This is a genomic window from Streptomyces sp. NPDC001056, from assembly GCF_053598955.1.
Window position 1 is genome coordinate 407,811 of record NZ_JBSFLI010000001.1, and the last position, 12,962, is coordinate 420,772.

At 73.1% G+C, this 12,962-nt stretch carries 11 protein-coding genes; 6 read left to right on the plus strand and 5 right to left on the minus strand.

The window, feature by feature from the left end:
* Positions 1-56: 56 nt before the first annotated feature.
* On the plus strand, positions 57-3,578 hold the full coding sequence (cydD, locus tag ACWDD7_RS01875; RefSeq protein ID WP_450455687.1) for a thiol reductant ABC exporter subunit CydD: 3,522 nt from the start codon (positions 57-59) through the stop codon (positions 3,576-3,578).
* Between the two features lie 41 nt (positions 3,579-3,619).
* On the opposite strand, the gene ACWDD7_RS01880 is transcribed toward cydD, so the two are convergent.
* From ACWDD7_RS01880 to ACWDD7_RS01900, 5 genes are all read right to left on the minus strand, one after another.
* Positions 3,620-4,507: an HAD-IIB family hydrolase gene (locus tag ACWDD7_RS01880; protein WP_351867117.1), complete on the minus strand. Its 888-nt coding sequence runs from the start codon at positions 4,505-4,507 to the stop codon at positions 3,620-3,622.
* 91 nt (positions 4,508-4,598) lie between these two features.
* Positions 4,599-5,501 (minus strand): LLM class flavin-dependent oxidoreductase, encoded by a 903-nt coding sequence (locus ACWDD7_RS01885; protein WP_351867114.1) that lies wholly within the window; start codon positions 5,499-5,501, stop codon positions 4,599-4,601.
* A 55-nt stretch (positions 5,502-5,556) separates the two neighbouring features.
* Positions 5,557-6,105: an RNA 2'-phosphotransferase gene (locus ACWDD7_RS01890; RefSeq protein WP_450455690.1), complete on the minus strand. Its 549-nt coding sequence runs from the start codon at positions 6,103-6,105 to the stop codon at positions 5,557-5,559.
* Positions 6,106-6,265: 160 nt separating this feature from the next.
* Positions 6,266-8,023 carry an SDR family oxidoreductase gene (locus ACWDD7_RS01895; protein WP_450455692.1) on the minus strand — a complete coding sequence of 586 codons (1,758 nt, stop codon included), beginning with the start codon at positions 8,021-8,023 and terminating at the stop codon, positions 6,266-6,268.
* A complete protein-coding gene (locus tag ACWDD7_RS01900) occupies positions 8,020-8,862 on the minus strand; it encodes a M24 family metallopeptidase (protein WP_450455694.1) in 843 nt (280 codons plus the stop codon). Before ACWDD7_RS01900 ends, ACWDD7_RS01895 begins: the two co-directional genes overlap by 4 nt.
* Before the next feature lie 244 nt (positions 8,863-9,106).
* On the opposite strand from ACWDD7_RS01900, the gene ACWDD7_RS01905 reads away from it, so the two are divergent.
* The 5 genes from ACWDD7_RS01905 to ACWDD7_RS01925 all read left to right on the plus strand — a co-directional run bounded on the left by ACWDD7_RS01905 (position 9,107) and on the right by ACWDD7_RS01925 (position 12,943).
* A complete protein-coding gene (locus ACWDD7_RS01905; protein ID WP_351867217.1) occupies positions 9,107-10,084 on the plus strand; it encodes an ABC transporter ATP-binding protein in 978 nt (325 codons plus the stop codon).
* Positions 10,074-10,982 (plus strand): ABC transporter permease, encoded by a 909-nt coding sequence (locus tag ACWDD7_RS01910; RefSeq protein ID WP_351867103.1) that lies wholly within the window; start codon positions 10,074-10,076, stop codon positions 10,980-10,982. The genes ACWDD7_RS01905 and ACWDD7_RS01910 overlap by 11 nt, the downstream gene beginning before the upstream one ends.
* Positions 10,979-11,890, plus strand: a complete 912-nt coding sequence (locus ACWDD7_RS01915) for an ABC transporter ATP-binding protein (protein ID WP_351867101.1) — start codon at positions 10,979-10,981, stop codon at positions 11,888-11,890. Before ACWDD7_RS01910 ends, ACWDD7_RS01915 begins: the two co-directional genes overlap by 4 nt.
* A 10-nt stretch (positions 11,891-11,900) precedes the next feature.
* Entirely contained in the window at positions 11,901-12,620 is a 720-nt protein-coding gene (locus ACWDD7_RS01920; RefSeq protein ID WP_351867098.1) for an ABC transporter permease, read from the plus strand.
* Between the two features lie 83 nt (positions 12,621-12,703).
* Positions 12,704-12,943, plus strand: coding sequence for an SGM_3592 family protein (locus ACWDD7_RS01925; protein ID WP_450455697.1), 240 nt, complete (start codon positions 12,704-12,706; stop codon positions 12,941-12,943).
* Positions 12,944-12,962: the final 19 nt, after the last annotated feature.

The following is a 12,962-nucleotide window of genomic DNA, read 5'->3' on the forward strand; positions in this document are numbered from 1 at the left end:
CGCCGAGGGTGTGTTTCACGTGAAACACACCCTCTGGACCGAAGGGCCTGTTTCACGTGAAACCAGTCGATCCTCGTCTGCTGCGGTACGCCCGCGCCACCCGCTTCTTCCTGGTGGCGGTCGTCGCCCTGGGCGCCGTCGGTGCCGGGCTGGTCATCGCCCAGGCGATGCTCATCGCCGAGGTGGTCGTCGGCTCCTTCCAGCGCGGACGGTCCGTCGCCGAGCTGTCCGCCCCTCTGCTGCTCCTGGTGGCGGTGTCCGCGGGCCGGGCCCTGGTCGCGTGGCTCACCGAACGGGCCGCCCACCGGGCGGGCGCGGCGGTGAAGTCCGAGCTGCGGGGGCGGCTGCTCGACCGGGCGGCGGCGCTCGGCCCCGGATGGCTCGGCGGTCAGCGCACCGGCTCGCTGGTCACCCTGGCCACGCGCGGGGTCGACGCCCTCGACGACTACTTCTCGCGCTATCTGCCGCAGCTGGGGCTCGCGGTGGTGGTGCCGGTGGCGGTGCTGGCGCGGATCGTCACCGAGGACTGGGTGTCGGCGGCGATCATCGTCGGCACCCTGCCCCTCATCCCGCTGTTCATGATGCTGATCGGCTGGGCCACACAGGCGCGGACGGACCGGCAGTGGCGGCTGCTGTCCCGGTTGTCCGGGCACTTCCTGGACGTGGTCGCGGGGCTGCCCACGCTGAAGGTGTTCGGGCGGGCCAAGGCCCAGGCCGAGTCCATCCGCCGGATCACCGGTGAGTACCGCCAGGCGACCATGCGGACCCTGCGGATCGCCTTCATCTCCTCCTTCGCGCTGGAGCTGCTGGCCACGCTGTCGGTGGCGCTGGTCGCCGTGACGATCGGCATGCGGCTGGTCCGCGGCGACATGGATCTCTACATCGGTCTGGTGATCCTGGTGCTGGCGCCGGAGGCGTATCTGCCGCTGCGCCAGGTGGGGGCCCAGTACCACGCGGCGGCGGAGGGGCTGGCCGCCGCGGAGGAGATCTTCGCGGTGCTGGAGACGCCGGTGCCGGCGTCCGGGGCCGGTGCGGTGCCGTCGGGGGCGGTGGCCTTCGAGGGGGTCACCGTGCGGTATCCCGGGCGGTCCGTGGACGCGGTGACCGAGGTGTCGTTCACCGTCGAGCCCGGGGAGACCGTGGCGCTGGTTGGGCCGAGCGGGGCGGGCAAGTCGACACTGCTGAACGTGCTGCTGGGGTTCGTACGGCCCGCCACGGGCCGGGTGCGGGTCGGAGGCGTCGACCTCGCCGAGCTGGACATCGCGGAGTGGCGGTCGCGGATCGCGTGGGTGCCGCAGCGCCCGCATCTGTACGCCGGGACGATCGCGGAGAACGTGCGGCTGGCGCGGCCGGACGCGGACGACGACGCCGTGCGCCGGGCGCTGCGGGACGCGGGGGCGCTGGACTTCGTGGACGCGCTGCCCGACGGCGCCGGCACGGTGCTCGGGGAGGACGGGGCAGGGCTGTCGGCGGGGCAGCGGCAGCGGCTGGCACTCGCGCGGGCGTTTCTCGCGGACCGGCCCCTGCTGGTGCTGGACGAGCCGACGGCGGCGCTGGACGGGGTGACCGAGGGGGAGGTCGTCTCGGCGGTTCGCCGGCTGGCGGCCGGACGGACGGTGCTGGTGGTCGTGCATCGGCCCGCGCTGCTGGATGTGGCCGACCGGGTGGTACGGCTGGACCCCGCGGAACCGTGGGGCGCGCGTGAGGGCGCCGGGCCTCCCGTGGGACTCCGCTCCCCGGACCCCCGGCCGCGTCCCCTTGCCGCCCGGAACGGCCCGCTGGAAGGGGAGCCCGGCGAGCCGGGAGGGCCCGGCGGGGCGGAGCGGGCGCGGAGCGTGCTCGGCTGGGTCCGGGGGACGGCCGGGGCCCGGCGGGGAAGGCTGGTCCTTGCCTGGCTGCTCGGGGGGATGGCGCTCGGGAGTGCCGTCGGGTTGATGGCGACCTCCGGGTGGCTGATCTCGCGGGCCTCGCAGCAGCCGCCGGTGCTGTACCTGATGGTGGCGGTGACGGCGACGCGGGCGTTCGGGATCGGGCGGGCCGTGTTCCGCTACGCCGAGCGGCTGGTCTCGCACGACGCCGTGCTGCGGATGCTGGCCGACACCCGGGTCGCGGTCTACCGGCGGCTCGAACGCCTCGCGCCCGCGGGACTGCGCACCGCCCGCCGCGGTGACCTGCTGACCCGGCTGGTCGCGGACGTGGACGCGCTCCAGGACTACTGGCTGCGCTGGCTGCTGCCCGCCTCCGTCGCCGTACTCGTCTCCGGCGCGACCGTCGGCTTCACCGCCTGGCTGCTGCCCGAGGCGGGCGCCGCCCTCGCGGTGGGCCTGCTCGCGGCCGGGGTCGGCGTGCCGCTGGTGACCGCGACCGCGGCCCGGCACACCGAACGCCGGCTGGCACCCGCCCGCGGCGAACTCGCCACCCGCGTCACCGATCTGCTCACCGGCACCGCCGAGCTGACCGTGGCCGGCGCGCTGCCCGCCCGTACCGGCGCGGCCCGGCGCGCGGACGGCACCCTGACCCGGATCGCCTCGCGCGCCGCCGCCGTCACCGCGCTCGGTGACGGGCTCACCGCGCTGGTCTCCGGCCTGACCGTCACGGCCATGGCGCTGCTCGGCGTCCAGGCGGTGGCGTCGGGCCGGCTCGGGGGCGTCGCGCTGGCCGTCGTCGTGCTCACCCCGCTGGCCGCGTTCGAGGCCGTGCTCGGGATGCCGCTCGCCGTCCGCTACCGGCAGCGGGTGCGGCGCAGCGCGGAGCGGGTGCGCGAGGTGCTGGAGGCGCCCGAGCCGGTCTCCGAGCCCGAGCGGCCCCGGCAGGCGCCCGCGACACCGTTCCCGGTGGTCCTCAAGGGGCTGACCGCGCGGCACGCGGGGCAGCGGCAGGAGGCGCTGGCGGGGCTCGACCTGACGCTGGACCAGGGCCGCCGGATCGCCGTGGTCGGGGCCTCCGGCTCCGGCAAGACGACCCTCGCCCAGGTGCTGCTGCGCTTCCTCGACCCGCGTTCCGGCTCCTACACCCTCGCCGGGGTGAACGCCCGCGAGCTGGCCGGCGACGATGTGCGGCGACTGGTCGGGTTGTGCGCGCAGGACGCGCACCTCTTCGACAGCTCGGTGCGCGAGAACCTGCTGCTGGCCAGGAAGGACGCCACCGAGGCCGAGCTGCGCGGGGCGCTGGCCCGGGCCAGGCTGCTCGACTGGGTGGACGGGCTGCCCGACGGCCTGGACACGCTGGTCGGCGAGCACGGGGCGCGGCTGTCCGGCGGCCAGCGGCAGCGGCTCGCGCTGGCCCGCGCACTCCTCGCCGACTTCCCCGTACTGGTCCTCGACGAGCCCGCCGAACACCTGGACCTGCCCACGGCCGACGCCCTCACCGCCGACCTGCTGGCCGCCACCGAGGGTCGTACGACCCTGCTCATCACCCACCGGCTCGCCGGTCTGGACGAGGTGGACGAGGTGCTGGTGCTCGACGCGGGCCGCGTCGTGCAGCGGGGCCCCTACGCGGAACTGGCCGCGGTGGACGGTCCGTTGCGCGAGATGGTGCGCCGGGAGGCGGAGGCCGAGACGCTGGTGGGGGCGCGCTGACGCCCCGGCACCCGGCGCGGCGGGTGCCGGGGCGACGGTGCTCAGGCGTGCAGGCTGAGCAGCTGCTCGATCACGATCGCCACGCCGTCCTCGGTGTTGGCGGCCGTTCGGCCGGAGGCGGCGGCGACGGCGTCGGGGTGGGCGTTGCCCATGGCGTACGAGCGCCCGGCCCAGGTCAGCATCTCGATGTCGTTGGGCATGTCCCCGAAGGCGACGACCTCCTCGTGCGAGATGCCGCGTTCGGCGCAGCACAGGGCGAGGGTGCTGGCCTTGGAGACACCGGGGCCGCTGAGTTCCAGCAGGGCGCTGGGGCTGGAGCGGGTGACGGTGGCGCGGTCGCCGACGGCCAGCCGGGCCAGGGTGAGGAAGGCGTCGGGGTCGAGGGCCGCGTGGTGGGCGAGGATCTTGAGCACGGGCTGGTCGGCGGTCGGGCCGTCGGGCGCGAGCAGTTCCTCCGCGGACAGCAGGTGGCCCGGCACCTCCATGTGCAGCCTGGGATAGGCGGGCTCCTGGTGGAAGCCGTACGTCTGCTCGACCGCGAACACCGTGCCGGGCGCGGCCTCGCGCAGCAGCCGTACGGCGTCCAGGGCGTTGGCGCGGGCCAGTTCGCGCACCTTGGTGAAGCGGTGGGCGCCGGGGCCGCCGTGCAGGTCGACCACGGCCGCGCCGTTGCCGCAGATGGCCAGCCCGTGGCCGTGCACATGGTCGCTGACGACGTCCATCCAGCGGGCCGGGCGGCCGGTGACGAAGAAGACCTCGATGCCCGCCTGCTCGGCGGCGGCCAGGGCGGCGACGGTCCGCGGGGAGACCGACTTGTCGTCGTGCAGCAGGGTGCCGTCGAGGTCGGTGGCGATCAGCCGCGGGCGGATCGCGGCGGCGGGGGTCCCGGGTTGTCTGGTCGCTGAGGTCATCCGGTCATTCTCGCGCATATGCCCGCACGGGCGTGCGGAACTGTGCACAGATGAGACACAGATGACGCTCCGGGCGCCCCTGCCGCCCCACGAGTCATCTCCGGACGCATCAGTCCAGCTGCGCGAGGGCCTCCATGGCGATCTTCTCGAAGACCTTCTGGTCGGCGGCGAAGTCGGAGTCCGGGATGGGCCAGTGGAGGACGATCTCGGTGAAGCCCAGTTCGCGGTGGCGGCCGGCGAAGTCCACGAACGCGTCCACGGAGGTGAGCGGGCGACCGCGGTCCGGGGTGAAGCCGGTGAGCAGGATCTTGTCCATGCCGGCGGCGTCCCGGCCGGCCTCCGCGCAGGCGTCGGTCAGCCGGGCGAGCTGGCCGCGCAGCGCCGTCACGGACTGCTCCGGGGTGCCGGTCTCGTACAGCTTCGGGTCACCCGTGGTCACCCAGGCCCGGCCGTGGCGCGCGGCGATCTTCAGGCCGCGCGGGCCGGTGGCGGCGACGGCGAACGGCAGCCGGGGGCGCTGGACACAGCCGGGGATGTTCCGGGCCTCGTCCGCCGAGTAGAAGCGGCCCTCGTACGACACCGCGTCCTCGGTGAGCAGCCGGTCGAGCAGCGGCACGAACTCGGCGAACCGGTCGGCGCGCTCGCGCGGGGTCCACGGGTCCTGGCCGAGGGCGGTGGCGTCGAAGCCGGTGCCGCCGGCGCCGATGCCGAGGGTGACGCGGCCGCCCGAGATGTCGTCCAGGGAGATCAGTTCCTTGGCGAGGGTGACCGGGTGGCGGAAGTTCGGGGAGGTGACCAGGGTGCCGAGACGGAGCCGCTCGGTGGCGGCCGCGGCGGCGGTCAGGGTGGGGACGGCGCCGAACCAGGGGCCGTCGCGGAAGCTGCGCCAGGACAGGTGGTCGTAGGTGTACGCCGTGTGGAAACCCAGCTGCTCGGCGCGGACCCAGGCGGCGCGGCCGCCCTCGTGCCAGCGGCGGTACGGCAGGATCACGGTGCTCAGACGCAGACTCATGCGTTCGAGGGTAAGCGGACGGGGCGACGGGGGAGCAAGCGGTCGCACCGTGTGCTCAGTGGGCGGCGGGAAAGCGCAGGTACTCGGGCGGCACGGCGGCGGTCAGCCACACCCCGTTGGCGCTGACGCGGAAGACGTGGCCGTCGCGGTGCATGGCGGCGGCGTCGACGGCGAGGACGACGGGTCGGCCGCGGCGGGCGCCGACGCGGGTGGCGGTGGCGCGGTCGGGCGAGAGGTGCACGGCGTGCCGGCCCATCGGCTTCAGACCGCTCGCGCGGATCGAGGCCAGGGCGCGGGGGGTGGTGCCGTGGAAGAGGTACGGCGGCGGGGTCGCCGGGGGGAGGCCGAGGTCGACGGTGATGCTGTGGCCCTGGGCGGCGCGGATCCTGGTGCCGTCGATCGTGAAGCGCTGTTTGTCGTTGACGGCGACGACGGTGTCGAGTTCCTCGCGGGTGAAGGGGAAGCCGTGGGCCGTCGCCGCGGCGACCAGGGTGTCGATGTCCACCCAGCCCGCGGGGTCGGGGGTGAGGCCGATGCGGGCCGGCTGGTGGCGGAGGTGTCTGGAGAGGTACTTCGAGATCTTGATCGTGCGTCTTTCGTCCACGCGTCCAGGGTGTGGGAGAGACGCGGATCACGCAGCTCGTTTTCACGGGGAGGTTTGATCCACAGACAACTGCGTTTATCCACAGGGGATGTGGCGGAACTGTGGACAACAGGGCTGCTCCGGGCGCGTGTTGGGAGGGAGACCCTCCCAACACCCCGCCTCACACCTTCGGTTCCACCCGCGCCAGCCGTCGCAGCGCCCCCGGCATCACCCTCGACAGGAAGTGCGCGCCCCGGGCCTCCGGGGTCACCGGAACCACCGGGCGGTTGCGGGCCACCGCGTCCAGGACGGCGGAGGCCACCTTCTCCGGAGGGTAGTTGCGCAGGCCGTACAGGCGGGCTGAGCTCTTCTGGAGGCGGCGTTCCTCCGTCTCGTCCGCGCCGGCGAAACGCGCCGTCGACGTGATGTTCGTGTTGACGATGCCGGGGCAGATCGCCGTGACGCCGATGGACCGGGAGGCCAGTTCCGCGCGGAGGCACTCGGAGAGCATGAGGACCGCGGCCTTGGAGGTGCTGTACGCGGGGAGGATCCGGGAGGGCTGGAACGCGGCGGCGGAGGCGATGTTCACGATGTGGCCGCCCTGCCCCCGCTCGGCCATCCGCGCCCCGAACAGCCGGCACCCGTGGATCACGCCCCAGAGGTTGACGTCGAGGACCTTGCGCCAGTCCTCGGTGGTCGTGGCGAAGAAGGACCCGGACAGGCCGATGCCCGCGTTGTTGACCAGCACGTCCACCACGCCGTACGCACGGTGGACCCGCTCGGCCAGCTTCTCCATCGCCTGCTCGTCCGAGACGTCCGCCGTCTCGGCCCACGCCTGTGGCGCGCCGATCAGCCGGGCCAGGTCGGCCGTGCGGGCCGCCGCCTCCGCGTCGCGGTCGACGGCCACCAGCCGCGCGCCCGCCTCCGCGAACGCGAACGCCGTCGCCCGGCCGATGCCGCTGCCCGCGCCGGTGATCAGCACCAGCTGCCCGCCGAACCGGGCCGCATGGGGCCCGGTCGCCCTCGGTTCGGGGCGGCCGCCCTCCACCGACACCACGAACTCCTCGATCCACGCGGACAGCTGGTCGGGCCGGGTGCGCGGGACCCAGTGCTTGGCCGGGACCGTGCGCCGGGTCAGCTGGGGGACCCAGCGGTCCAGGTCGTCGTACAGCCGCTCGGAGAGGAACGCGTCGCCCTGGGGCGTGATCAGCTGCACCGGCGCGTGCGCGTACGCGTCCGGGCGGGGGTGGCTCAGCCGCGGGCGGACGTTGTCCCGGTACAGCCAGGCGCCGTGGGCCGCGTCGGCGGACAGGGACGCGGTCGGGTAGTCGCCGGAGGGGAGACCCTCGGTCCGCTCCAGGAGTCCCGGCCAGCGCTTGCCGAGCGGGCCGCGCCAGGCCAGCTCCGGCAGGGCGGGGGTGTGCAGCATCCCCACGTACCAGGATCTGGCGCCCTGGCCGAGGAGCTGGGCCACGCGGCGGGGTGTCGGACGCCTCAGGCGGTCCTTGATCCAGTGCCCGAAGTGGTCCAGGGACGGCCCGGAGATCGTGGTGAAGGAGGCGATGCGGCCCTCGGTACGGCCGACCGTGACGAACTCCCAGGACTGCACCGAGCCCCAGTCGTGGCCGACGAGATGCACCGGGCGGTCCGGGCTCACCGCGTCCACCACGGCCAGGAAGTCGTCCGTGAGCTTGGCCAGCGTGAAGCCGCCGCGCAGCGGCCGCGGCGCGGTGGAACGGCCGTGGCCCCGGACGTCGTACAGCACCACATGGAAGCGCTCCGCGAGGCGCGGGGCTATCTCGGACCACACCTCCTTGCTGTCCGGATAGCCGTGCACCAGGACCACCGTCGGCTGCCGGGCGTCGCCCAGTTCGGCCACGCACAGCTCGATCCCGCCGGTCCGTACCGTGCGCTCGCGCGCACCCTTCAGCGTCGTCACTTCTCCTCCGCCCAGCGCCGCACGTGCGGCAGTTCGTCGTCCAGCCAGAACGCGCTCTCCCCGGGGTCCTTCGAGTCGGTGACCACGAGGATCTCCTCGAACTTCGCCCCCGTGCCCCGGAAGCCGAGGTGCGGCTCGACCGCCCACAGGCCCGGCTGCGGCGGGTGGTCCGAGAAGCGGTAGGGCGACCACAGCGGGGACCAGCCCTCGCGGTGGCCGTGCAGCGCGTCCGAGGCCAGGCCCTTCAGGGACCGCGTCCCGAACCCGAACAGGTGGGGCGCCCAGCGGCGTTCCCCCACCCGGTCCACCTTGTGGGCGATCACGCCGAAGGGATAGGCGCGGTGCCGGTTGGCATAGCCCTGGCGGACCATCAGCCGCTCCACGTCCTCGTAGATCTCCCGCAGGGAGCGCCGCTCGCGCACCTCGCGCAGGATCAGCTCCCGGTGCGCCTCCAGATCGGCCATCAGCCGGTCGTGCACGGGATTGGCCCCGAGGGACCCGGAGTAGCCGATGTCCGCCGTGTATCCCCCGTGCACCGGGGCCATGTCCAGGATGAACGGCATCCCGGGCGCCAGCTCGCGGTCGGTGGGGAAGAACTGCCACGGGACGCGGAAGTCCACGAACGCCGTGCGGTCCCCGAACCAGGCGAAGGGCAGATGGAACCAGTCCCGCACCCCGCGCTCGCGCAGCCACTCCCGCTGCATCCGTGCCGCTTCACGCTCGGTCACGCCCGGCTCCAGGCGCGCGGCGACCGCCTCCGCGCACTCGTAGGCGAGGCGCTGCACCGTTCTGAATCCCCGCAGCTCCGTGGTGAGTTCGCTGCTCACTGCCGTCGTCATGCCGCCTCGTCCCGTGGTCCGGCCGATTCACGTCGGCTGCGGTACGCGTCCGTAACTTGACAGTGGAGAATCTCGCAGTTGTTAGAGGTTGCGTCAATAGGCGGGAGCGCGGGCCCGGGACGACTCCGGGTGCCCCTGGGGAACGGCGGCCCCTAGGGTGCCGTAATACCTGGGTCGGACCCGAAGACGGCTCTGTGGTCTGACGACCGGCGTGGCCGGGATCACTACCGTCGGCTGGGTGACTGTGATCGCGACCGAAAGCCTGAGCAAGCGGTTCCCCCGGGTGACCGCGCTCGACCGGCTGTCCGTGGACATCGGGCCCGGGGTGACCGGACTCGTCGGCGCCAACGGCGCCGGCAAGTCCACCCTGATCAAAATCCTGCTGGGACTGTCCCCCGCCACCGAGGGCAGCGCCCGGGTGCTCGGCCTGGACATCGCCACCGAGGGCGCCGCCATCCGCGAACGGGTCGGCTACATGCCGGAGCACGACTGCCTGCCGCCGGACGTCTCGGCGACCGAGTTCGTCGTGCACATGGCCCGCATGTCGGGGCTGCCGCCCACGGCCGCGCGCGAGCGCACCGCGGACACCCTGCGCCATGTCGGCCTCTACGAGGAGCGCTACCGCCCCATCGGCGGTTACTCCACCGGCATGAAGCAGCGCGTGAAGCTCGCGCAGGCCCTGGTGCACGACCCCAAGCTGGTCTTCCTGGACGAGCCGACCAACGGCCTCGACCCGGTCGGCCGCGACGAGATGCTCGGCCTGATCCGTCGTGTCCACGCCGACTTCGGCATCTCCGTGCTGGTCACCTCGCACCTGCTGGGCGAGCTGGAGCGGACCTGCGACCACGTGGTCGTCATCGACGGCGGCAAGCTGCTGCGGTCCAGTTCCACCACCGACTTCACGCAGACCACGACCACGCTGGCGATCGAGGTCACCGACAGCGACACCCATCCCGACGGCACCCGGGCCGTCCGCGAGGCGCTGCAGGAGCGCGGGGTGGAGATCCACCACGAGGGCGCGGGCCTGCCCGGCGCGGGCCACATCCTGCTGCTGACGGCCGCGGGTGAGCAGACGTACGACCTGGTGCGCGACGTGGTCGCCGACCTCGGGCTCGGCCTGGTCCGCATGGAGCAGCGCCGGCACCACATCTCCGAGGTGTTCACCACCGACGACGGCAACAGCGACGAGCAGCGGAAGGAGGCCGTCGGCCATGGCGGTTGAGCAGCCCCTGACCTCGCCCCCGGGCGAGACGACCCGGATCCACGACATCGGCTACCGCGGCTACGACGGCCCGCGCCTCGGCCGCGCCTACGCCCGCCGCTCCCTGTACTCGCAGTCCCTGCGCGGCGCCTACGGCCTCGGCCGCTCGGTGAAGTCCAAGGTGCTGCCCATGCTGCTGTTCGCGGTGATGTGCGTGCCCGCCGCCATCATGGTCGCCGTCGCCGTCGCCACCAAGGCGCACGAACTGCCGGTCGCCTACACGCGGTACGCGATCATGCTCCAGGCCGTCATCAGCCTGTACGTAGCCTCGCAGGCGCCCCAGGCCGTCTCCCGCGACCTGCGCTTCAAGACGGTGCCGCTGTACTTCTCGCGGCCCATCGAGACCGCGGACTACGTGCGCGCCAAGTTCGCCGCGCTCGCCTCGGCGATCTTCATCCTCACCGCCGCTCCCCTGCTGGTGATGTACGTGGGGGCGCTGCTGTCCAAGCTGGGCTTCGCCCACCAGACGAAGGAATTCGCCGAGGGACTGGTCTCCGTGGCCCTGCTCTCCCTGCTCTTCGCCGGCATCGGCCTGGTCATCGCCGCCGTCACCCCGCGCCGCGGCTTCGGCATCGCCGCCGTGATCGCCGTACTGGTCATCACGTACGGGGCGGTCTCCACCCTCCAGGCCATCGCGGAGGTCCAGGGGCACTCCGGCGCCATCCCGTGGATCGGCCTGTTCTCGCCGGTCACCCTGATCGACGGCGTGCAGTCCGCCTTCCTCGGCGCCACCGCCCGAAACCCCGGAGGGGTCGCTCCCTCGACCGGAGAGGGCATCGTCTACGTCCTCGTCACCCTCGCACTGATCGCCGGCAGCTACGGCCTCCTGCTGCGCCGCTACAAGAAGGTGGGCCTGTGACGACCCTCAGCCTCGACCATGTCTCCCGCTGGTTCGGCAACGTGGTCGCCGTCAACGACATCACCATGACCATCGGACCCGGCGTGACCGGCCTGCTCGGCCCCAACGGTGCCGGGAAGTCCACGCTGATCAACATGATGGGCGGCTTCCTCGCCCCCTCCACCGGCACGGTCACCCTCGACGGGCGGCCGGTGTGGCGCAACGAGGAGATCTACCGGCACATCGGCATCGTCCCCGAGCGTGAGGCGATGTACGACTTCCTCACCGGGCGCGAGTTCGTCGTGGCCAACGCGGAGCTGCACGGACTCGGCGACGAGGCCGCCCGGAAGGCCCTGGCCACGGTCGAGATGGAGTACGCCCAGGACCGGAAGATCGCCACCTACTCCAAGGGCATGCGCCAGCGCGTGAAGATGGCGAGCGCCCTGGTGCACGAGCCGTCGCTGCTCCTGCTGGACGAGCCGTTCAACGGCATGGACCCGCGCCAGCGCATGCAACTGATGGACCTGCTGCGGAAGATGGGCGACGAGGGCCGCACCGTGCTCTTCTCCTCGCACATCCTGGAGGAGGTCGAGCAGCTCGCCCGGCACATCGAGGTCGTCGTCGCCGGGCGGCACGCGGCCAGCGGCGACTACCGGAAGATCCGCCGCCTGATGACCGACCGCCCGCACCGCTATCTGGTGCGCTCCAGCGACGACCGGGCCCTCGCGGCCGCGCTGATCGCCGACCCGTCCACGTCCGGCATCGAGGTCGACCACGCCGAGGGCGCGCTGCGTGTCCAGGCCGTCGACTTCGGCCGCTTCACCACACTGCTGCCGAAGGTCGCCAGGGACCACGGCATCCGGCTGCTCACGGTCTCGCCGTCGGACGAGTCCCTGGAGTCCGTGTTCTCGTACCTGGTCGCGGCGTAGGAGGCCGAAGATGTACGACCCCACCGTCGCCCGGCTCACCTACCGGGCCCTGCTCGGCCGTCGCCGGGCCCTCATCCTCGGCGCGCTGCCGCTGTTGCTCATCGTGATCTCCGTGGCCGTGCGCGCCCTCAGCGGCGCCGACGACCAGACCGCGGCCGACGTGCTCGGCGGGTTCGCGCTCGCCACGATGGTGCCGATCATCGGTGTCATCGCGGGCACGGGGGCGATCGGCCCGGAGATCGACGACGGCTCTGTCGTCTACCTGCTGGCCAAACCCCTGAAGCGGCCCGCGATCATCTTCACCAAGCTGATCGTGGCCATCGCGGTGACCATGGTGTTCTCCGCCGTGCCCACGATGATCGCGGGGCTGATTCTCAACGGCAACGGCCAGCAGATCGCCGTCGCCTACACGGTGGCCGCGCTGGTCGCCTCCATCGCCTACTCCGCGCTGTTCCTGCTGCTCGGCACGGTGTCCCGGCACGCGGTGGTCTTCGGGCTCGTGTACGCGCTGGTCTGGGAGGCCCTGTTCGGCTCCCTGGTGCCGGGGGCGCGCACGCTGAGCGTCCAGCAGTGGGCGCTCGCGGTCGCGCACAAGGTGGCCGGGAGCGACCTGGTCACGTCCGAGGTCGGGCTGACGACGGCGGTGGTGCTGCTGGCCGCGGTGACCGTGCTGGCGACCTGGTACGCGGGGCAGAAGCTGCGCTCGCTGAAGCTGGCGGGGGAGGAGTGAGCGCCGCCGCGTGATCTTGACGGGGACCTCATCCCCGGCCGGGCAGACTGGGTGAATCGTGACATACGGCTGGGAGGCCGGGGATGACAGAGGAGATACCGGGGGGTGACGGGGCGCCCGCGGGGGACGTCTTCGAGGGGCTGGTCCTGGACGACGACTTCGTGCGGGCCGCGGAGGCGTCCGAGCCGTCGGCCCGGGCGCGGATGCTGGCGGCACGCTGGCGCGCGGAGGCTCCCGAGCCCCGACCCTGGCGCTCCGACGAGCCCCCGGCGGGGTGGTTCTTCAGCAAGGCCCGCCGCCGGGGTCGGCGCCGGCGGCGGTGATCCGTGCCGGGGCCGGGCG

What these genes read in the sequence shown, in the direction of transcription:
- ACWDD7_RS01880 (WP_351867117.1), bottom strand. Translation starts at nt 4,507, where the DNA reads ATGCGCGAGAATGACCGGATGACCTCAGCGACCAGACAACCCGGGACC.
- ACWDD7_RS01885 (WP_351867114.1), bottom strand. Translation starts at nt 5,501, where the DNA reads ATGAGTCTGCGTCTGAGCACCGTGATCCTGCCGTACCGCCGCTGGCAC.
- ACWDD7_RS01900 (WP_450455694.1), bottom strand. Translation starts at nt 8,862, where the DNA reads ATGACGACGGCAGTGAGCAGCGAACTCACCACGGAGCTGCGGGGATTC.
- ACWDD7_RS01910 (WP_351867103.1), top strand. Translation starts at nt 10,074, where the DNA reads ATGGCGGTTGAGCAGCCCCTGACCTCGCCCCCGGGCGAGACGACCCGG.
- ACWDD7_RS01920 (WP_351867098.1), top strand. Translation starts at nt 11,901, where the DNA reads ATGTACGACCCCACCGTCGCCCGGCTCACCTACCGGGCCCTGCTCGGC.
- ACWDD7_RS01925 (WP_450455697.1), top strand. Translation starts at nt 12,704, where the DNA reads ATGACAGAGGAGATACCGGGGGGTGACGGGGCGCCCGCGGGGGACGTC.